This window comes from Brachyspira alvinipulli ATCC 51933, from assembly GCF_000518245.1.
GTDB lineage: Bacteria > Spirochaetota > Brachyspiria > Brachyspirales > Brachyspiraceae > Brachyspira > Brachyspira alvinipulli.
Window position 1 is genome coordinate 65773 of the sequence record NZ_JADF01000008.1, and the last position, 21229, is coordinate 87001.

The window sequence follows — 21229 nt, forward strand, 5'->3', positions numbered from 1 at the left end:
AAGGTAGAGGTTTAATATATGTTTGATAGTGATGAATTTATTTCGATATTTTTAAGTGAAGCTAATGAGATAGTAGAAGGTCTGGAAAATGATTTAGTGCTTTTAGAGGATAATAAAAGTGATGAAGACCTTTTAAATAAAATATTTAGAAGTGCTCATACTTTAAAATCATCTGCTGGTACAGTTGGTTTTACAACTATGAGTGAATTAAATCACGTTGCAGAAAACTTATTAGAAAAGGTAAGAAGCGGTAAATTAGATGTTACTCCGCAAATGATTACCGTTCTTTTGGAGTTTTTAGATACTGTTAAATTAATGCTTCAAAATATTGTTGATGGTAAAAGTGAAACTGACGGTGTTACTAATATAGAATCTTTGAAAGCTAAAATTAAAGCTATAGCTGATGGAAATGATGTAAGTACTGCAGCACCTGCTCCATCAAAAGCAGCACCTGCTTCAGAGGCTAAAAAAGAAGAGCCTAAAGTTGAAAAAGCAGCAGATGAGGAAAAAAAGGAAGAGGTAAAAGAAGGTGCTGAATCCGGTTCTAATTCTTTTCATATTGAAATGGGATTCAAAGCTACTATTTTTGATAATGGTATAGACCCTCTTATGTTTTTAAATGACCTTAGGGCTATTGGTACTATTAGTAATTTGAAAATAGAATGTAATAGTTTGCCAAGTATTTTAAATCTTGAAGATCCTTATGTTTGTTATACACAATTTTCATTAGATTTTGATACTAATGCTCCTGAAGATCAAGTTCAAAATATTTTCTTATTTGTTATAGATGATAATGATATTAACATAATAAATACTAAAGCTGAAATAAAAGATGGTGAAGAACAAGCAAAAGAGGAAGAAAAAGCTCCTGAAGCAGCAGTAGCAGAAGAAGAAAATACTAAAGCTGATGCAAGCCAGAATGAAGCTTCACATCAGGATACTTCACATACTACAGAATCTTCAAAATCTCCAGCAGCAGCTCCTCAAAAAACTGCAGCAAAAGTTCAAGCTCCTTCTACAGTTAGGGTTGATACAAGGAAACTTGATAGTTTAATGAACCTTATAGGAGAGCTTGTAATTGCTCAATCAAGAATAATGCAGCTTACACAAAGTTTAGATATAGATAATGGTTTGAAAGAAGCTGTTAGTTCTATGGATAGAACTTCTAGACAAATACAAGAAGAAGTTATGAATATTAGGATGATGCCTATTGGCCCTATATTTAACCAATTCCATAGATATGTTAGAGACCTTAACTTGGAATTAAATAAAGAAGTTAAGTTGGTGTTGAAGGGAGAAACAACAGAAATAGATAAAAACATGTTGGAGCAATTATCTGACCCTCTAAAACACATGATAAGAAATTCTATGGACCATGGAATAGAAAAGACTAAAGAAGAAAGAATTGCTAGAGGTAAACCTGAATACGGTACAATAACAATGTCAGCAGCGCACCAAGAAGGACATGTTGTTATAGAAGTTGCAGATGATGGTAATGGATTAAATAAAGAAAAAATATTAAGTAAAGCTATTGAGAAAGGTTTGCTTTCAAAAGATGGCAAATACTCAGATGGAGAAATATACAGAACTATATTCTATCCTGGTGTTTCAACTGCTGAGAAAATTACTGATATCTCAGGAAGAGGTGTTGGTATGGACGTTGTTAGAGCTAATGTTGAAAAGATGAAAGGTAAAATAGAGATTAAATCTGTAGAAGGTCAAGGCAGTACATTCATAGTAAAACTTCCTTTAACATTAGCAATTATTGAAGGTATTACATTTGCTTTAGGAAAGCAAATATATATAATGCCTCTTATATCTATTATTGAACAAATAAAAGTAAAGAATGAACAAGTAAAACCTTTTGAAGGTAAAGGTGAAATGATAAAAATAAGAGATGAATATTTACCTTTAATTAGATTGCATAAGGTTTTTGAAATAGATACACAAGTTGAAAATATAGAAGATGGTATTGTTGTAGTGGTAGAAGCTGGATATAGAAGATGTGCTATATTTGTTGATGAGCTTTTAGATCAGCAGCAGGTAGTTATAAAATCTTTGGATTCTGCATTTAGTAAACATGCAGGAATAGCTGGTGGTACTATACTTGGAGATGGTAAGATAGCTCTTATCATTGATATACAAGGATTGGTTAATATGTCCTTACAAGGAAAAATAAACAACGGCGTAAAATAAAGGATTGAAATATGTTAGATAATCAAAAAATAAATGCTGATAGTATACCTCAAGTTGGAGGACCATCTTTAGATCATGAAGATAATATTTCTACAGAACCAAGTCAGCAGTTTTTAGTATTTAAAATTGATAATGAGGAATATGCCCTTGATGTTTTAAGTATAGATGGTATAGTTGGAGTTACTAATATAACTCCTGTACCAGGAAGTCCTAAATACATGAGAGGTTTAATGAATTTGAGAGGTAATATTCTTCATATCGTTGATATTAGAATAAGATTTGGATTAGCTAGAAGAGATGATCATTCTATAGAAGATGATGTTATTATTGTAATAGCAACTACAAATAGAAAATTTGGAATATTAGCTGATATGGTGAGTGATGTTATTACAGTTTATGAGAGTCAAATGACAGAAACTCCTATAGATAATATGAGAGGACTTCAAATTTCTAACGTTATTAGATTAGAAAATAAAATTATAATGGTTCTTCCTATAGAAGAAATTATTAAATCTGGTAACGAAGAAACTAAAAATTTATGATTTTATTTAAGGAATAACAATGGATGATTTAAATGCCAATATGCCAGCCTTAAGTGATTCTGAGTTTGCAGAATTAGTTAAGATTATTTATGATAAAACTCGTATACAGATGTCTAATCATAAAAGAGCTTTGGTTACATCTAGATTAAGTAAAAGGCTTAGAGCCTTACATATGGATTCTTTCAGAGAATACATAGATTTTGTAAAAAATGCTAAAGATGAAGAGTTAACAAATTTTGTAAATGCTGTAACTACTAATAAAACTGATTTCTTTAGAGAAAACAAACATTTTGAGTATATGAAAAGTACTTTTCTTCCAGATTGGGAGAAGAATTTTAAAGATGGAAAGGTTAAAAATCTTAGAATTTGGTCAGCGGCTTGTTCTACAGGTGAAGAACCTTACACCATACAGATGACATTGCATGAATATTTCGGAGCTAATTATGACAGATATGATATCAAAGTATTAGCTAGCGATATAGATACTAATGTGCTTGCTCATGGGAGAGCTGGTATTTATAGAGAAGAATCAGTTGAACCTATACAAGATAATATTTTAAGAAAATATTTTTTGAAAGGTACTGGCGATAAGGAAGGTCTTTATAAAGTAAAAGATATTTTGAAAAAGAATTTGTTTTTTAGACAGTTAAATTTTAAAGATGAAGATTTTGATATACATACTCAATTTGATTTAATATTTTGTAGAAATGTTATAATTTATTTTGATAAAGAATTCCAAAAAGAATTGTTTAATAAGTTTCATAGATATCTAAAGGAAGACAGTCTTGTATTTATTGGGCATTCTGAAACTTTATTTGGAGTATCAGATAAGTTTAAATATGTAACAAGCAATATTTATAAAAAGATTTAAAAATTAGGGGTAATAATAATGATTGATTTTCCAGCAGCAGCCAATAGTAATTTTAAGAGAATAACTATTTATATAGGCGGTTACTATGCCTCTAAAGAGCCAGCTGTTATTAAAACTGTTTTAGGTAGTTGTATATCAGTTTGTCTCTTTGAAAATAAGTTAAAATTTGGCGGTATGAACCATTTTATGCTTCCAGAAATGAGAGAATGGGAAAATCCTGCGGAAGACTATAATAATACAAGATATGGTGTTTTCGCTATGGAAGTTTTGATAAATGAAATTATAAAATTAGGCGGCAAAAAAGAAAATCTAACAGCTAAAATATTTGGAGGTGGACATGTTTTATCTGGTATGACAAGTAATATTCTTCAAGTTCCTGATAAAAATATTCAATTTGCTAAAAAATTTTTGGCTGATGAAAAAATACCCATAGTAAGTGAGGATATAGGTGGATCTTGGCCTAGAAAAGTTTTTTTCTTTAATACAGAAAATAGAGTTCTTATGAAAAAACTAGAAGGCAAAACTAAAGAATTCTCAGCTGAACAAGAGCTTAAATATTCTAAAAACTTGCAGCATAAACTTGAGGAAAAATCAGATATCACACTGTTTTAATATATTAATAATTAGGAAGGATTTTTATGGCTACAAAAATTAAAGTATTAGCTATTGATGATAGCGCATTAATTAGACAATTACTCACTAAAATAGTAAATTCAGATCCTGCATTGGAAATGGTTGGAACAGCAGCAAATCCTATTTTAGCAGAAAGTAAGGTTAAAAATCTTAAACCTGATATTATTACTTTGGATATAGAAATGCCAGAAATGGATGGAATTACCTACCTAAAAAAGCTTATGCTTAATAATCCTATTCCAGTAATAATGTTCAGTTCTTTATTGGATAAACATAGAGAATTAGCTCTTGATGCTTTGAATATAGGTGCTTTTGATTATGTTATAAAGCCATCTGCAAATGTTAGAGATGGTGTTGAGGAATTAGCTACAGATTTAGTGGAAAAAATAAAAAATGCTTATGCTAATAGAGCAAAATTCTATAGAAAACATGGAGTTAGTGTTCCAGCAGAATCTCCTGCATCTGCTACAGAAAGAACACCATTAAATTTAGAAGCTCCTAAGACTTCTGGATTTAAAGTGTATCAGAAAAATTCAGCAGATATTATACTTCCTCTTACTCCTTCTAGAGAAACACCTATGGATAAAATTATTCTAATAGGTTCTTCTACTGGAGGTACAGAGGCTTTGATAGAATGTTTAAAAAATGTTACACCTTCAGCGCCTCCTATTGTTATAACTCAGCACATGCCTGAACATTTCACCACTTCTTTTGCTAAAAGATTAAATAGTTTATTAAAAATAGAAGTATTTGAATCTGAAGATGGTATGTCTGTTGGAAGAGGACAGGCTATATTAGCACGTGGTGGTAAGCATACTATGATTAAAGTTAGAGGCGGTAAATATTATGTTGAAGTAAAAGATGGAGAACCTGTAACTAGGCATAAGCCTTCTGTAGATGTATTATTTAGAAGCGGTGCTGTTTATGCTAAGAATAAGGCTATAGGTATAATATTAACTGGTATGGGTGATGATGGTGCTAATGGTATGAAGGAAATGAAGGATGCAGGTGCATATAATATAGCCCAAAATGAAGAAACTTGTACTGTATTTGGTATGCCTAGAGAAGCAATAGCTAGAGGCGGAGTTGATGAAGTTTTACCATTAGATAAAATTCTTGCTGCTGCTTTAAAAAGAGTATAAGTCAAAATGGATTCAAATATAGATTTATATCAATATGTAAATAAATGGGTAGATGGTACTGCTATCTACCCATCATATAAAATTGATAAACAGCTTGATGCTGTATCACAATTAATATCTTCTCATAAATCTTTTAATAATATTTCTCTAATAGCTACAGGTGCAAAAAGAAATGGAACAAATATAAGTTATATGGAATATTTAAATATCTATATAATTTTAGATGATATTTCTAATGGAAATGATACTAGAAAATTTAAAAATTCTATACTTGAACTTATTAAGAAAAATGATAATTATTCTAATAAAATTATTGAAATATCAAATTCTTTAATACTTGATTATGACAATGAAAAGATAGCTTTGTTTCCATGTTTTAAGGTAGTTGAGGAAAATAAGGTTGAGGGTGTGCTGATTACATCTGTTGATGCTCTTAATGATATGGATTATCCTAAATTAGATAATAAAAATTTTGATAAGAAAGAACATGATTGCGGAAAGAATTTTATTAATTTAGTTAAAATCTTCAAGTATATATTTTCTACTTTTTCATCTGAAGTTAAAGCTATAAATGAACTTTCACCAAATATTATAGAGGCATTAATTTGGAATTTACCTGATGATTATTTTAAATTTAAAGATTATGATGAAGGAATAGTTAATGCTATAGATTATATATACGATGTTATAGCTAGTGATGATTATATGTCTCTTTCTGAAATTAATGATATTAAGGTTTTATTTTCAACAAGAAATAATCTTCATAGAAAAGAAATTCTAAAAGCTTTGTACGAAATTAAGGATTTTATTCATAAAAATATTTAAAAAATTTATTTTTTCTTAATTTTTTTCAATAACTACTAATAGTAATATTGCATTAATTCTAAGTAGTGATATAATAGAAAAATTTATATTATAATTTTTTTTAGGAGAAAATACTAAAATGAAAAAGATACCAGAAATTTTTGGTAGTATGGTTTTTAATGATAATGTTATGAAGGATAAACTTCCTAAAGACATTTATAAAAAATTAATAAAGACCATAAAAAATGGAGAGCGTTTAAATTTGGAAGTTGCCAATGTTGTTGCTCATGCTATGAAAGAATGGGCTATTGAAAAGGGAGCTACTCATTTTACTCATTGGTTTCAGCCTATGACAGGAATAACAGCAGAAAAACATACAAGCTTTATAACTCAAACTGATGATGGTTCTATACGTATGGAATTTACAGGTAAAGAACTAGTACAAGGCGAACCAGATGCATCCAGCTTTCCTTCTGGAGGTCTTAGAGCTACATTTGAAGCCAGAGGTTATACTGCTTGGGATCCTACTTCTTATGCTTTTATAAAAGATGATACTTTATGTATACCTAGTGCATTTTGTTCATACAGCGGGGAATCATTAGATAAGAAGACTCCCCTACTCCGCTCTATGGAGGTAATTGAAAAGGAAGCAAAAAGAATATTAAAGTTATTCGGACATACAAATATAAGCAGAGTATTTACAACTGTTGGAGCTGAACAAGAATATTTTTTAATAGATAGAGAACTATATTTGCAAAGAGCAGATTTAAGATATTGTAAAAGAACTCTTTTTGGTGCTTGTCCTCCTAAAGGTCAGGAATTAGAGGATCATTATTTTGGTGCAATAAAGCCTAGAGTACTTGCATTTATGAAAGAACTAGACAATGAGCTTTGGAAACTTGGAATAGTTGCTAAAACAGAACATAATGAAGCAGCACCTGGTCAGTATGAATTGGCTCCTGAGTTTACAGTTACTAATATGGCTACAGATCAAAATCAGCTTACTATGGAGCTTATGAAAGTAATTGCCGAGAAACATGATTTAGCTTGTATTTTACATGAAAAACCATTTACTGGTGTTAATGGAAGCGGAAAACATAATAACTGGTCTATGGCAACGGATACAGGTATGAATTTATTAGATCCTGGTGATAATCCTTCACAAAACAAACAATTTCTTTTATTTTTAATTGCTATAATAAAGGCCGTTGATGAATATCAAGATTTACTTAGAGTTACAACAGCAAGTGCAAGTAATGATCATAGACTTGGTGCTGCTGAAGCTCCTCCTGCTATTATCTCTATATTTTTAGGTGATGAATTAACTGACATACTAGAATCTATGGAAAATTCTAAAAATTATAAAGGTAAAGCAAAAGTTGAAATGGAAATGGGTGTTAATTCTTTGGCAAGACTTACTAAAGATACAACAGATAGAAATAGAACTTCTCCTCTAGCCTTTACAGGAAATAAATTTGAATTTAGAATGGTAGGTTCTAGCCTTTCAGTTTCTGGTCCTAATATAATAATGAATACTATAGTAGCTGAAGCATTATCACAATTTGCTGATATACTTGAGAAATCAACAAGTTTTGAAAAAGATTTAGATAATCTAATAATAGATACAATAAAAAAACATAAGAGAATAATTTATAATGGAAATAATTATTCTGAAGAATGGGTTAAAGAAGCAGCTAAAAGAGGATTATTTAATTTAAAAACTACTCCAGATGCTTTGCCTCATTTTATATCAAAAAAGAATATAGATGTTTTAACTAAGCATAAAGTATTAACAGAAACTGAAATACATTCAAGATATGAAATAAGTATGGAAGAATATGTTAAAGTAATTAATATAGAAGCTTTAACATTGATAGATATGGTGCATAAACAAATATTGCCTTATTCTATAGAATATACTGGTGAATTAGCTGATATAGCGGATAAGAAAAGAAATCTAAAACTTAAATTTGATGTTGAAAAAGATTTAATTACTAAACTTAATGAATTAATAAAATTATTAGACTACAAATTGAATAAATTAGAAGGTTATATAGTAGAGGGTAAAAAAATTAATGATATATCTAAATCAGCAAAATTTTATAGAGATAAAATTTTTACATGTTTAGAAGATATGAGAATTACAATAGATGAACTAGAAAAAACAGTATCCAAAAAGTATTGGAAACTTCCTACTTATGGAGATATGCTTTATAGTCTTTCATAAATTGTTTTAATGGGAATAGATATTTATTATATTTATTCCCATTATTTTTTATTCATAATATTTAATGCCTTATTAAGATAATCTATAAACTCTGTGCGGAATTCTTCTGGTGATATGATTCTAAAGTATCCAATCCAAGGACTTAAAAATATTCTAAGTTCTGTAAACGATGAAAAGTTAAATGAAACTTCAATAGAGCCATCATCTAATTCTTTTTTTACTTTTTGATTAAATCCATAGTATCTGTTTTTGAAGAAATGTGCAACATCAGAATTGAAATTAATTACTGTTTTTATTAATTTATCATCGCTCCAGTATATACTTCTTTTACTTTCTATTAAATCTATTAATTCTTCACGCTTCTTTAATCTTTTATTGTATTCATTATCATATTCTTCTTTTTCTTTTTGCGAATGAAATTTTAATTGTTTATGCATTTGTATATTAGATATATTACTTATTATATAGGTTTTAATCTTATTATGTTTATTATCATTTGCTACCAAATACCATATACCTTGAAAATAATATAATAAATACGCTACAGCATTGACTCTATAAACAACATCTTCACTTTGAAGATAATAATCAAAACTTATATCATTTAAATCTTTTATATAGCATATTAATTTATCCAAAATATCATTATCCATAGATATATTATTTATATCATTATTTGCTATTATAATAACGTCATAATATTCATTATCAACATTTTGAGGTAATAATTTAGATATTGTAGAATGAGGTATTAATGATAAATTACTGCTTATTTTTTTTATAAATACAGAAAATAATTTATCAAAATTTTCTTTTAAATTTTGATTGTCTAAATTAACTCCTTTTCTTAATTTTTTTAAATCTTCTTTTTCTACATAATATTTGTCATTATCTGAATTTAATTTTATTTTTAAATATTTTTGTATATCTTCAATATCGCGTTGAGCTGTCCTTGTTGACATATTATTTGAATTCATAATTTTGTTTTTAGGAATAAATCCATCAATTAGAAGCGAACTATAAAGTTCAAATAATCTTTCAAATTTTTTCTTTTCAGTCATATATAATCTCCTAAAAAACACTATGAATGAATTCTTTTACGGCATTTCCATTTATTTTAAATTGTTCATCGTTTATAGTAAAGTATCCATCTAATACCCCATTAACTATTTCAAGATCCATTTTTCTAAAATTGCCAAATGAATCATATAAATATCTTCCAGTAGCATTGAATACGAAACTAAATCCATCTTCTTTAGAATAATAATCTATCACATCTTTATATTCATGCGACTCAAAATTTTTATACATATACCATTTTCCTTTATATAAAAATTTTATAATTTTAGAATTCTGAGATTCAGGTTTTGGATCATAAATAAATACTGGTATAGGTTCTGTTGTATATGATGTATATACTAAAGCAGCTATAATATTATGAGTATATCTTGATGGAATTCTTCCTACTGTATTAATTGCCAAAATGGAACTTGTGTCGGATATAACATTCTCACTTCCTGGTACAACTAAATACCCTGCAGGAATTCCATAATAAAATGATGTATATAATGCTCTATTTCTTGCCCAGTTTACCATAGAAGCATTAAAGTTAGTAAATTTAAATGAAAATTCAGTATCTATTAAATTGGTTATTGATGTTTTTAAAGATATTTTAGTATTATAAAAATTTGGTATTTCTAAATTTAATTCTCCTACATTCTTTCTAAATTGAGAGCGTATAAAATTGTCATAAAAGTCTAAAAAATCTTTTTCATCTTCTTTTATAATAAAATTTTGAGAATCTCCATCTAATATATTAAATGCATTATATGAAAAATATCTTTTTAATCCTTTTTTGTATAATTTCCAAAATATTATATGATTATCATGAAATAAATATAAATATAAATTTTCAACCATATTATCATTTATTTGTATAGATTTAGGTACCTCAGAAAAAGTACCAGTATAATATATTCCTCTAGCATTTGTAATAGAAGTTATAGTACTATCCAAAGTTGGTAAATCATTTCTGCTGTATGATTTATTTGGTATAACTTTATAGTTAATATATATAAAAAGAAATATAGATATTGCTATAAGTAAAATTATAGATACTATTAGAATATACTTTTTTATATAACTAGCAGAATATTCATAATAATCATCTTTTTCTATAAGACGTTTTTTTATACGCATAACTTTTCTTCTAAATTTGATTGATTTTCAGCTTTTTTAATATCATTTTGCACATCTTCTTCCGTTCTATTTGCTACAGAACTATCTAACAGCTTACTTAATGCAAATAAAGCCACTTCTATTTCATCATCTTGAGGCCTTCTTGTAGTAATTTTCTGAAGCAATAAACCAGGTAATATAGCAAGTCTCATAAGAGGGAAATTATAAAACTTGAAACCTAATTTTAATATTTCATAAGAAATTCCAGAAACTATAGGAAATAGTATTATATTAATAGCAAGTACTGTTAAATTTCCAATTATTTTAGGAGGAGTATAAGAAGCATAAATATATGTATAAACAAAATAACTTGTAAACATATAAAGCAAAATAGAAACTGTTAATACTAAAAACATAAATGTAGTACCGCATCTTGGATGTATAGTAGTATAATCTCTTATATTTCCTGTATCCGGATCAAGTCCATGCTCATAAGCATTAACCACCATATGTTCTGCTCCATGATATTCAAATACTCTTTTTATATCTTTAAAAAATGATATAATAAGCAAATACAAAACAAATATTGCTAATTTAATACCACCTCTTGCTAAATTAAAAATAACAAAATTTTCTTTTTCATTTATACCTATGAGAGTTGTAATAAAATATGGCAATGCTATAAAAAGACCTACAGCAAAAGCTAATGATACTAACATGCTTAATGTCATAGCAATATTATCATTTTTTTCTGATTTTTCTTTAGTTTTTTTGGTATCCTTTTTTTCTTCTTCAATTCCAGCAGTATTAGCAGAAAATACTAAAGTTTTGTATCCTAATTTCATCATATCTATAAAATTAACAATACCTCTGAAAAAAGGCATTTTGCTTAATTTATTTTTATTCTCAGGTATGCTTTGTTTTATAAAATCAATCTGTTTATCAGGCTTTCTTATAGCAACTACATAATGACTTTTATTTCTAAGCATTATGCCTTCTATAACAGCCTGCCCTCCTACGCCTTCTTTTATTCTATTTTCATCTAGTTTTCTATTCATTCAATAAATATCCTTATATATTTAAATTTTAATATTAAAGTAGATATATAATATAATAAATATCATATTCTTTCAAGCATAAAAAAATCTTGAAATTGTCAAAAAAAAATCATATATTATATATGTATGAAATCTTTATTTATTATTTTATTTTTTATTAGCATTTCTTTTATATCATGTAAAAGCACAAATACACAGACAGTATCATCGCTAGAATATCATAATAAAGAAGAAGTAGTAACAGTTAAAGTGATTAAATTAAAAGACAGAGCTGGTTATTATAAGAGTAAAAGCCCTTATTTCACATTTAATATTGATTTGAAAGAAAATGGATATGCTAATGTTGTATTAAAGGGATGGATGGTTTATAGAGGAGTGGTAAAAGTAGGAGACCCTTCATCCGAAGCAACGAAATTTAGACTAGATATTGATAATGTTACTTATGTTATATTAGAGTTTAAAGATTTAAACAATGCTAAGGCTTCTATAATATTAAAAGATGTTGTTCAGCAGTCTTTAGATATGACAAAAATTTAATTTTAAAAGAATCCTTCACTTTTAGCATCTTTACTCATAAGTTCTGTTAAAGTATCTTGTATATTTGCATTATTAAAAAGTATATTATATATTGCTTCTGTTATAGGCATATAAATATTATTTTTTTGTGCATATTCATAAGCTGCAGTAGTAGCATATACCCCTTCTGCAACCTGACCGTGATTTTCAGCTATTACATCCTGATATTTTTTTCCTTTGGCAAGTTCTCTTCCAAGTCTATTATTTCTACTAAGTCCGCTAGAACATGTAACTATTAAATCTCCTATACCTGAAAGTCCGTACATTGTATCTATTCTTGCACCTTTGCTTAAGGCAAACCTTACTATTTCATGTAAACCTCTTGTTATTAGTGCAGCTTTTGTATTATCTCCAAGATGAAGACCATCAACTATACCGCCTGCAATGGCTATAATATTTTTTAATGCTCCTCCTATTTCAACACCTTTTTGATCTGTTGAATTGTATATTCTAAATTTTGGAGGAACAGTTAATGTATCTCTAACATATTCAGAAACGCCTTTTTCGCCACCTATTACAACTGCAGTAGGTGTTCCTCTAGCAACTTCCTCGGCATGAGAAGGACCGGAAAGAGTAAGTATTGATAAATCTCCTGATATTATACTTCTAGCAACTTCACTCATCGTTTTACCAGTTTTTCTATCAAGACCTTTTGTGGCCGATACAAGTATTTGTTCATTGCTTATATATGGTTCTATATTTTCGCAGGCTTGAGAAAATGCAAATGATGGAGTTACTATTATAACTATTTCTTTATCATTTACTGCTTCTCCAACTTCTGTTGTAAATTCTATATTTTCATTTAGTTTTATATTTTCTAAATAATTGTCATTTTCATGGGTTGTACTTAATAACTTATAGCTTTGTTCACTATGTACCCATACTTTTACATTATGCTTTTCTGAAAATATGTTTGCAAGAGCAAGACCCCATCCGCCAGCACCAATAATACCGATATTTGACATAAACCCCTCATTATATTTTTATAAATTATAGTATATATAAAAAATAACTATTATCAAGTCAGAATAGTAAAAATATTATGTAAACTTAAAAAATTAATGCATAATTTTTATTTTAATGATTTTTCTAATAAGATGCATATATTATTAAGTAAGTCTTCTTTTTTTATTTTATCATCATCTTTAACCCAGCAAAATATAACAGATACTAAGGCTCCAGAAAAAAATTGAGACATTATTTTAGTATTTTCAATATTATCGCATTTCATAGTTTCGTATAAATATTCTGTAAATATTTTATATAATGATGATACAAATAATGATGTATTGTTATAATCTATTAAAGAAACATTAAAATAGTGCTTGTTATCATTAAAATAGTTTATAACTTTCTCTAAAATCTTTCTGTAATTTTTTCTAAAATCATATATTGAATTATCTTTTTTTAATTCTTTTATAATATCCTGTTTTATATCTTCAATGATTGAATTTAATAATTCTTCTTTATTATTAAAATGATCATAAAATGTAACTCTATTTATCATAGCATTATCGCATATTTCTGTTACACTTATGTCTTTAAGAGAATTAGTTTTTAAAAGCCCAAGTAATGATTCTTTCAGCAGTTTTTCAGTTTTTAATATTCTTAAATCTTTTTTTTCTTTTTTCATAAATAAAAACATATTTTATCAAAAAATTATTTAAATAATATTACAACAAAAATAAAGTTTGTCAAAGAAAATTTATTTTAGATATTGATATATTGTGTATTACACAGTATAATGTATTATATAATATATTAAAGGAATTAATGTTGAATTATGATGATATAATATCAAATTTGATGCAGGAATTAAGAAGGGGAACATTGATAATAGTTGTGCTTAGTCAATTAAAAAAAGAAGAGTACGGATATAATTTGATAGCTAAATTAAAAGAACATGGTATTACTGTTGAAGCCAATACTTTATACCCTCTTTTGAGAAGATTGGAAAATCAAGGACTTTTAAAAAGTGAATGGAACACTAAAGAAGATAAGCCTAGAAAATATTATTTAATAACAGAAGATGGAAATAAATTTTTAAAAAAGGCTGTTAATCATTGGAAGGAATTTTCATCCAATATTAATAAAATTATTAATGAATAATATATTAGGAGTTTATATGAATGAAAATAAAAAAATAGAAGATATTATTGAAAGATATATTTATGCTGTTACAAAATCAATGCCTTATAAAATTAGAGAAGATGTTTCAAATGAAATAAGAACTTTAATTGATGATATAATCAAAGAAAGATTTTCTAACTCATCTTATGAAATAAAAGACATTAAAAATATATTAATGGAAATTGGAAACCCTTATGAACTTGCTCATAAATATGATACCGATTACAATAAATGCTTAATAGAATATCCGTATTACATATATTATAAACTTATATTAAAAATTGTATTATCTTCAACATTGCTAGGTGTAATAGTTTCATCAATAATTAATATATTTATAAATAATGAATATTTGAATTTGATTAATATAGTAAGCGATATTTGTACTTCAATGTTATTAGCATTCTCTTTTGTAACATTAATATTTTTATTTATTTCAAAGAGAAATATTAATATTTCTAATCTTATAGACTTTGATAATCTTCCAAAACCTCCTAATGAAAAAGCAAATATATATAAATCAATCATTACAATAGCAGCATCAATTATATTTTTATTACTTTTATTATTATCTCCTAAAATATTTTCATTTAAAATAAACAATGAATATTTGGAATTTTTTAATACTGATATTATAAATAAAAGTTTTTTATTTCCTGTAGTATTTATTTTAATGCTTGTATCAAGAGAAATTATCAAATTAATTGGAAATAGATATAATAGAAAAACTGTTAGCTTATTTATTGGAATTGATATAGTATCTGCTATTGCTGCTTCATTATGGCTTTTATTATATGATATAATTAATATTGATTTTACAAATGCATTAATCAAATTAGCGGCAGTAAATTCAATCTCTTTTAAAATATTTAATAATTTTCAACCATTTTGTTTAATTTGCATATTATTTGCTCTATTACTTGATAGTATATACATCATAATAAAATTAAATAGTACTAATAAAATATAATTTTATAAAAATTATAATATAAAAAATAATTTACAAAAATAAAAAAATGTAGCTTATCATACAATAGTAATTTTCTTGTACTTGATAAAAAATGCAAAAATAATAAAATACAAAAATATTTTTAATAGGGTGTTATAAAGTGTTTAAGAAATTTGCATATATTATTTTTTTACATTCAATTTTTTTAAGTATTTTTGTTTTTGCTCAAACTAACAACACAAATACGGTAGTGCTTCCATACACACAATATATGGAGAGAATAAAATTATTAATACCAGAAATGAAATTAACAGCATCTCAAGAAAGTAATGCTGCAAATAATTTAACAAAAGCAAAAAGTTCTGGAGATTTAAAATTTGATTTGCAGGCAGGTGCTATAGGAAAGCAAAGCCATTTTGATGAATACAATTTTTTACCAACATCAGACTTTAATTATAATGGTTTTAGAATAGGAGCAGGATTCAGCGGACTTGTACCCTACTCTGGAACCAGATGGTCTGTGGAAATAAAACATGACAGTTTTTTTGGTGATTTTAATACAGGAGATATTATACTTCCTGTAGATACTCCTATTGGTACAATAAATGGAAAACTTCCTAATTTAGGTACTAATAATTTTAAATACTATTATCCTAGTATTAAAATACAAATAGCTCAGCCTATACTTAGAGATTTTTTTGGTAAACTTGATAGATACCCAATAAAAGATGCAGAATATCAGCTTACTATAGCTAAATTAAAAAGAATAATAGATGATCAAAGTGTATTGATATCATATCAAAAAATGTACTATCAATGGATAATGTCAAGAAAATTAATAGCTTTATATAATGAAATGATAAGAGAAGCAAGAAGTTTTGAAAATCAAGTTTATAAAAGATATAAAAGCGGAGTGATAGATAATGATTCATATCAAAATGCTAGAAGACAAACATTAAAATATATAGAAGCTAGAGATAAATCAGAATTAATGCTTAAAAAAGTTATTAGAAATATACAATTTTTTATACCAGAAGAAAATATAATACCTAATGAAGATGATTGGAATCAGACATTAGAAACATCTATAAATGCAGAAATAAATATAGTACCATTTTTAGAAAGTGCTCAAGGACAAATGGCTTATCAATTAAAATTAAGAAGCGAATACGCTATTTCTATAATGAAAAATAATGCATTGCCTGATCTATCTATAGTAGGAAGCGTATCATTATCAAGTTTAGATGACAGCGGATATTTTAAATCTTTTTCTACTATGACTAATGTTGATTATTTTGTAGGGCTTATGTTTTCCTACCCTATAGGCGGAAGAGATGCTAAAGCTAAAATGGAAGATGCTTATGCTGCTTTAAATGCTGTTACTGCTGATTTTGACAGAGTTAATAGAGATTTCGATGTGCAGATAGGTACTTACTATGATGAGTTTGAGGCCTACAAAAAAATGCTTGAAAATAAAAAATTAGAAGTTAATGCTATAGTATCAAGGATAAATACACAAAATGCCAAATTCAGACAAGGAAGGCTACCTACAGATGAAATAATAAATGCAAGACTTGATTTAGCTCAGGCAAGGGCAGAACTTCTTAATTTACAGTATCTCATCATAACTACTGTTATGGATTATAATTCTCTGGTACTGCTTAATAATTAGAATTAATATTTTTATTGGAATTGAAAATATGGATAGAATAATAGAATTATTTGCCAAAAACAGATTATTAGTTAATGTTATTATTTTGGTTACTTTAGCTGTAGGAATATACTCTTATCTTAATATAAAAAAAGAAGCTTTCCCATCAACTAACTTTGATGTTATGATAGTTCAAGTTATATATCCAGGTGCTTCTCCTGAAGATGTTGAGCAGTATGCTATGATTCCAATAGAAGATGAACTCCAGACTATAGCAGGAATTGATGAGTTTTATTCTATAATAATAGAAAATGCAGGAATACTCACTATAAGAATAGATATGAATCTTAAGGATTCAAGACCTGTGAAAGATGAAATATTCAGACGACTTCAGAATGCTCCTAATGTATCAAAAGATGTTTCAGAAATAAAAATTTTTGAAGCTAATGCAAACAGACTTCCCATATACAATTTAGGCATAAGATTCAAAAAAGGAATGGAAGGAAGTGAAAAAGAACTTTATGATATATCCAAAAAATTTGAAAAAGAATTGAAATATGTAGACGGAGTTGCAAATATTGAAGTTTATGGAAGAACAGATCCAGAAATTCAAATACTGGCAGATCCTAATAAATTAAGCGAATACTATACTTCATTATCAGAAATTGTGCAGGCATTATCTTTAAGAAATATACGTTCTACAAGCGGAAGTATGAAGCCTGATGAAAATGCTGATTTAGAAGAAAAAAATAAACTTCTTGTAACTACAGGACAATTTCAAGATCCATTATCTATTACAAATGTTATTATACGTTCTATATTCAATGGTCAGCCAGTAAGAATCGGAGATGTGGCAAGAGTTGAAGAATTATTCGTTGATAAAAGCGTATATATGAGGGTTAATAGTCAGCATGGATATTCAATAAACATTATAAAAAAAGAAGATGCGGATATATTGAAAACTATAGACAATGTTAATAAATATTTTGAAAATAATAAAGCGTCCATACCAAATAATATAGAAATAGTACCTATGGCTGATAACTCAAGAACGATTAATGATTTACTTAATGCAGTTTCTTCAAATATTATTACAGGATTTATTATAATATTTATAATACTTATAATATTTTTAGATTTCAAAAGTGCAATATTTACTTCGCTTGGAATGCTTATAGTTATTTCTGTTTCTCTTATTTATATGACATATTCAGGAATAACTTTCAATATAATTTCTTTAGGAGGAATTATAACGGTTTTAGGTATGATAGTTGACAACTCAATAGTAGTTTCAGAAAATATTTTTAATTATCATCAAAGAGGAATCAAAGGACTTAATGCTACAAAAAGTGCTGTAGGCGAAGTATTTATGCCTATGCTTGTTTCTACTCTCACCACTGTTGCATCTTTTGCTCCTATAATATTTGTTACTGGAACTATGGGAAGATTAATCAATCAATATCCTAGAGTTGTAATTGTTGCCTTGATTGTAAGTATATTTCAGGCTGTTTTACTTCTTCCTAATAATTTAATAACTAAAGAAGAACTTACAGGAGAACATAAAAGAAAAAGATTTAATTTCAAAAATCCTCTTGATTTTGATAAAGATAAATTATTCAATAAATTAAAAATACCTTTTGTTAAATTTTTGAGATTTACATTAAGATTTAGATATATTGTATTTATCTTTTTTGTAATTACATTGCTCATCACTTTAGCAATAGCAAAAATAATATTTGCAAAGTTTACTTTAGTTTATGATACCAGTGCTGATGTTATAGTTGTTAATATAGATACAGGTGTTGGAAGCTCATTATATAAAACTGAAAAATATCTTCAGCAGGTAGAAAATATTATTTATAATACAATAGATACTAATGATATAATAGCAGTATACAGTTTATTAGGAAAGCAATTAGATAAAAATACTGTTGAAGTATCCGAAGAAATGGATAATCTTGCGGGTACTATGATATATTTAGTTCCTGCTAATAACAGAAAAAAAATTGCTTATGATATAGTTGATGATTTAAATTTAGCAATAGAAAAAAGCGGAATTAAAAATGAATTAGAATTAATAACAGTAAATACCAAACTTCCTATAAACCCTGGTAAAGCAGTTGATATAAAAATAATAGGAAATGATACTGCTATGGTTAAAGAAGTAAAAGATAAAATGAAAGAACATCTTTTAAGTTTAGATGGAATAATAAACTATGATGATGATGATAAAATCGGACAAGAAGAATTAAGAGTAATATTCGATTATGACAGAATGTCAGAACTTGGAGTGAATGTTGCTTATGCAGCAAGAGAATTAAGAGCAGCTTATGCTGGAATAGTAGCTACTTCAATTCAGCAATTTGAAAATAAATTAGACTTCAGAGTAAGATTAGATAAAAAATATACTTATGACACAAATGTGCTTAATAATCTTTATATACCAAATACATATTACAGACTAATACAATTAAAAGATATAGCAGACATATATATTACAAATAATCAATCAAGCATAAGACATTATAATGGTAAAAAATCTATAACTATGACAGCAGATATTGAACAAGGAAAAAATACTGCTATACAGGTAACCTATGCAATGCAGGATTATTTTAATTCAATATCAAAAGAATATCCAAATATAAGCGTAGAGTTTGCAGGAGAGGTAAAAGAAACTAGAGGATCTATAATCGGTATTGCTTGGGGATATGTTATTGCTTTAATTGCAATATATGTAATACTTCTTCTTCAATTTAATAAATTCGTTCAGCCTTTCATGATTTTAGGTATAATACCATTTGGAATAATAGGAGTTATACTTGGATTTGCTGCACACAGAATGCCTATGTCATTTGTTGGTGCTGTTGGTATAGTTGGGCTTGCAGGTGTAGTTGTAAATAATGGTATTATAATGGTAGACTTGATAAATAGAATACTTGAGCAAGGAAACATACATACAAAAGAAGATGTACTTAATGCAGTTGTAGAAGGTGCCGGAGACAGATTCAGAGCAATATTCTTAACAACAGTTACTACAATATTCGGACTTCTTCCTACAGTTTATGGTATAGGAGGACGTGCTGATTTGATAGTACCTATGGTTATGGCTATGGCTTATGGACTTTTATTTGCTGCCCTTTTGACATTAGTGCTTTTGCCTTGTCTATTTATGATATCAGCAGATTTGAAACTTATAAAAATAAATTATAAAAATAAGTGATTATTATAAAATGTATATTTAAAAATCTGTGCAAAAGCCTTGATATTTTTCAACATATCCTATAGGGTTATATGACATCTTAGCTTTTCTAAGTCCTAAATCTCCAACATCCTGTTCGCGGTTTACAAATTTAAATCTATTATCACTATCAATTAAATTTTCTAAAAATAATCTATTAATAGCCTGGTAGCTTCCTTTATAGTCCCTATCTCCTCTTTCTGAATGAACTACTATAGTATCTCTCATACTTAAATCAGCTATAGTATATGCAGCAATTTTTTTATTTATATATATAACACCTCCTGATATATGGTTTATATTATCCCAATTATCTAATAATGTTTTTATCATTGCAATATCCGCTTCGGCTCTTATTTCATGTGATATTAATTTTGATGTTTCAAAAGCTTCGCATGATTCTATAGCTTCATCATTATTATTGATATTCTCAGCATTATTATTTAATTCATCTATCTCCCATTTACTTTCAAAATCAAATATTTTATTTACCATAGAACTATCTATATGTTTGTATTCAAAATCATTTTTTATGAATTGATTATATAAATTTTTCTTTTTATGAAATTTTTTTCCTGATAAGTTTTTAAGTTCATCTAAATCATATATATATTCCCATTCATCTCTGGATTCTTTTACTTTTATTTTTGTTGTTTTTTCCCAGAATAATGCAAGTTCTTTAGGAATTCTTATTATGCTTTCTCCTGATATTTCACATGGGCTCATATCATTGCAAAAATTACTATTAAACCAATCACCAATAGGAGCCCAATAAATAGTATACGGGGATTTTTGCCTTATCCAAACCAATTTTTCAGTAAAAGCCCATTCAAGCATATAAATATCTTTAAGACCAAATAAGTTCATAAATGTATAATCTGCTGACTGCTGAGGTGTTATAGAAAAATATTTATGATAAAGTTCTTGTTTTTCTAATGTTATTGGTTCAAAATTTAGCATATAAAATCCTTAATTATATTTTAGATATCATATAATTTTATTAATTGTTGACCATATATTATATATTAAAA

The 21229-nt window shown here is 27.2% G+C and carries 18 protein-coding genes; 12 read left to right on the forward strand and 6 right to left on the reverse strand.

Annotated features, from left to right (window positions below; translation table 11 throughout):
• Positions 1–18: 18 nt before the first annotated feature.
• The 7 genes from T324_RS0100220 (at position 19) to T324_RS0100250 (ending at position 8415) form a co-directional block, all read left to right on the forward strand.
• Positions 19–2196, forward strand: coding sequence for a chemotaxis protein CheA (locus tag T324_RS0100220; RefSeq protein WP_028328430.1), 2178 nt, complete (start codon positions 19–21; stop codon positions 2194–2196).
• Positions 2197–2207: 11 nt separating this feature from the next.
• Positions 2208–2738: a chemotaxis protein CheW gene (locus tag T324_RS0100225; protein ID WP_028328431.1), complete on the forward strand. Its 531-nt coding sequence runs from the start codon at positions 2208–2210 to the stop codon at positions 2736–2738.
• Positions 2739–2757: 19 nt separating this feature from the next.
• Complete coding sequence (locus T324_RS0100230) at positions 2758–3609, forward strand: CheR family methyltransferase (RefSeq protein ID WP_028328432.1); 852 nt, start codon at positions 2758–2760, stop codon at positions 3607–3609.
• Positions 3610–3627: 18 nt separating this feature from the next.
• On the forward strand, positions 3628–4221 hold the full coding sequence (locus T324_RS0100235) for a chemotaxis protein CheD (RefSeq protein ID WP_028328433.1): 594 nt from the start codon (positions 3628–3630) through the stop codon (positions 4219–4221).
• A 26-nt stretch (positions 4222–4247) separates the two neighbouring features.
• The gene (locus tag T324_RS0100240) at positions 4248–5384 is read left to right on the forward strand and encodes a protein-glutamate methylesterase/protein-glutamine glutaminase (RefSeq protein ID WP_028328434.1); all 1137 of its coding nucleotides are present in this window, start codon (positions 4248–4250) and stop codon (positions 5382–5384) included.
• Between the two features lie 6 nt (positions 5385–5390).
• Positions 5391–6209: a nucleotidyltransferase-like protein gene (locus tag T324_RS0100245; protein WP_028328435.1), complete on the forward strand. Its 819-nt coding sequence runs from the start codon at positions 5391–5393 to the stop codon at positions 6207–6209.
• 118 nt (positions 6210–6327) lie between these two features.
• Positions 6328–8415: a glutamine synthetase III family protein gene (locus T324_RS0100250; protein ID WP_028328436.1), complete on the forward strand. Its 2088-nt coding sequence runs from the start codon at positions 6328–6330 to the stop codon at positions 8413–8415.
• 41 nt (positions 8416–8456) lie between these two features.
• Here the strand turns inward: T324_RS0100250 and T324_RS0100255 are convergent, their stop codons facing one another.
• The 3 genes from T324_RS0100255 to T324_RS0100265 are packed head-to-tail and all read right to left on the reverse strand — an operon-like array spanning position 8457 to position 11651.
• Positions 8457–9476 (reverse strand): WYL domain-containing protein, encoded by a 1020-nt coding sequence (locus T324_RS0100255; protein ID WP_028328437.1) that lies wholly within the window; start codon positions 9474–9476, stop codon positions 8457–8459.
• 10 nt (positions 9477–9486) lie between these two features.
• Positions 9487–10614, reverse strand: a complete 1128-nt coding sequence (locus T324_RS0100260) for a hypothetical protein (protein ID WP_028328438.1) — start codon at positions 10612–10614, stop codon at positions 9487–9489.
• Positions 10605–11651, reverse strand: coding sequence for a DUF1385 domain-containing protein (locus T324_RS0100265; protein ID WP_028328439.1), 1047 nt, complete (start codon positions 11649–11651; stop codon positions 10605–10607). Before T324_RS0100265 ends, T324_RS0100260 begins: the two co-directional genes overlap by 10 nt.
• Positions 11652–11777: 126 nt before the next feature.
• Here T324_RS0100265 and T324_RS0100270 point away from each other — a divergent pair, with 126 nt between their 5' ends.
• Positions 11778–12188 carry a hypothetical protein gene (locus T324_RS0100270; protein WP_028328440.1) on the forward strand — a complete coding sequence of 137 codons (411 nt, stop codon included), beginning with the start codon at positions 11778–11780 and terminating at the stop codon, positions 12186–12188.
• A gap of 2 nt (positions 12189–12190) precedes the next feature.
• Here T324_RS0100270 and T324_RS0100275 read toward each other — a convergent pair whose 3' ends face one another.
• Together T324_RS0100275 and T324_RS0100280 are read right to left on the reverse strand one after the other, a co-directional pair.
• Positions 12191–13192 carry an NAD(P)H-dependent glycerol-3-phosphate dehydrogenase gene (locus T324_RS0100275; protein WP_028328441.1) on the reverse strand — a complete coding sequence of 334 codons (1002 nt, stop codon included), beginning with the start codon at positions 13190–13192 and terminating at the stop codon, positions 12191–12193.
• A 107-nt stretch (positions 13193–13299) separates the two neighbouring features.
• A complete protein-coding gene (locus T324_RS0100280) occupies positions 13300–13860 on the reverse strand; it encodes a TetR/AcrR family transcriptional regulator (RefSeq protein WP_028328442.1) in 561 nt (186 codons plus the stop codon).
• Positions 13861–14000: 140 nt separating this feature from the next.
• Between T324_RS0100280 and T324_RS0100285 the strand changes: the two genes are divergently transcribed.
• The 4 genes from T324_RS0100285 to T324_RS0100300 all read left to right on the forward strand — a co-directional run bounded on the left by T324_RS0100285 (position 14001) and on the right by T324_RS0100300 (position 20180).
• Positions 14001–14336 (forward strand): PadR family transcriptional regulator, encoded by a 336-nt coding sequence (locus tag T324_RS0100285; RefSeq protein WP_245580590.1) that lies wholly within the window; start codon positions 14001–14003, stop codon positions 14334–14336.
• Between the two features lie 16 nt (positions 14337–14352).
• Positions 14353–15327, forward strand: coding sequence for a hypothetical protein (locus T324_RS0100290; RefSeq protein WP_156920126.1), 975 nt, complete (start codon positions 14353–14355; stop codon positions 15325–15327).
• Positions 15328–15466: 139 nt separating this feature from the next.
• Positions 15467–16978: a TolC family protein gene (locus T324_RS0100295; RefSeq protein WP_051436757.1), complete on the forward strand. Its 1512-nt coding sequence runs from the start codon at positions 15467–15469 to the stop codon at positions 16976–16978.
• Between the two features lie 28 nt (positions 16979–17006).
• A complete protein-coding gene (locus T324_RS0100300) occupies positions 17007–20180 on the forward strand; it encodes an efflux RND transporter permease subunit (protein ID WP_028328446.1) in 3174 nt (1057 codons plus the stop codon).
• An 18-nt stretch (positions 20181–20198) separates the two neighbouring features.
• On the opposite strand, the gene T324_RS0100305 is transcribed toward T324_RS0100300, so the two are convergent.
• Entirely contained in the window at positions 20199–21158 is a 960-nt protein-coding gene (locus T324_RS0100305) for a DUF2156 domain-containing protein (protein WP_028328447.1), read from the reverse strand.
• Between the last annotated feature and the right edge of the window lie 71 nt (positions 21159–21229).

Excerpts from the sequence above, each read along its gene's own strand:
- T324_RS0100220 (WP_028328430.1), top strand. The coding sequence starts at position 19 with ATGTTTGATAGTGATGAATTTATTTCGATATTTTTAAGTGAAGCTAAT.
- T324_RS0100225 (WP_028328431.1), top strand. The coding sequence starts at position 2,208 with ATGTTAGATAATCAAAAAATAAATGCTGATAGTATACCTCAAGTTGGA.
- T324_RS0100230 (WP_028328432.1), top strand. The coding sequence starts at position 2,758 with ATGGATGATTTAAATGCCAATATGCCAGCCTTAAGTGATTCTGAGTTT.
- T324_RS0100235 (WP_028328433.1), top strand. The coding sequence starts at position 3,628 with ATGATTGATTTTCCAGCAGCAGCCAATAGTAATTTTAAGAGAATAACT.
- T324_RS0100240 (WP_028328434.1), top strand. The coding sequence starts at position 4,248 with ATGGCTACAAAAATTAAAGTATTAGCTATTGATGATAGCGCATTAATT.
- T324_RS0100245 (WP_028328435.1), top strand. The coding sequence starts at position 5,391 with ATGGATTCAAATATAGATTTATATCAATATGTAAATAAATGGGTAGAT.
- T324_RS0100250 (WP_028328436.1), top strand. The coding sequence starts at position 6,328 with ATGAAAAAGATACCAGAAATTTTTGGTAGTATGGTTTTTAATGATAAT.
- T324_RS0100255 (WP_028328437.1), bottom strand. The coding sequence starts at position 9,476 with ATGACTGAAAAGAAAAAATTTGAAAGATTATTTGAACTTTATAGTTCG.
- T324_RS0100260 (WP_028328438.1), bottom strand. The coding sequence starts at position 10,614 with ATGCGTATAAAAAAACGTCTTATAGAAAAAGATGATTATTATGAATAT.
- T324_RS0100265 (WP_028328439.1), bottom strand. The coding sequence starts at position 11,651 with ATGAATAGAAAACTAGATGAAAATAGAATAAAAGAAGGCGTAGGAGGG.
- T324_RS0100270 (WP_028328440.1), top strand. The coding sequence starts at position 11,778 with ATGAAATCTTTATTTATTATTTTATTTTTTATTAGCATTTCTTTTATA.
- T324_RS0100275 (WP_028328441.1), bottom strand. The coding sequence starts at position 13,192 with ATGTCAAATATCGGTATTATTGGTGCTGGCGGATGGGGTCTTGCTCTT.
- T324_RS0100280 (WP_028328442.1), bottom strand. The coding sequence starts at position 13,860 with ATGAAAAAAGAAAAAAAAGATTTAAGAATATTAAAAACTGAAAAACTG.
- T324_RS0100285 (WP_245580590.1), top strand. The coding sequence starts at position 14,001 with ATGTTGAATTATGATGATATAATATCAAATTTGATGCAGGAATTAAGA.
- T324_RS0100290 (WP_156920126.1), top strand. The coding sequence starts at position 14,353 with ATGAATGAAAATAAAAAAATAGAAGATATTATTGAAAGATATATTTAT.
- T324_RS0100300 (WP_028328446.1), top strand. The coding sequence starts at position 17,007 with ATGGATAGAATAATAGAATTATTTGCCAAAAACAGATTATTAGTTAAT.
- T324_RS0100305 (WP_028328447.1), bottom strand. The coding sequence starts at position 21,158 with ATGCTAAATTTTGAACCAATAACATTAGAAAAACAAGAACTTTATCAT.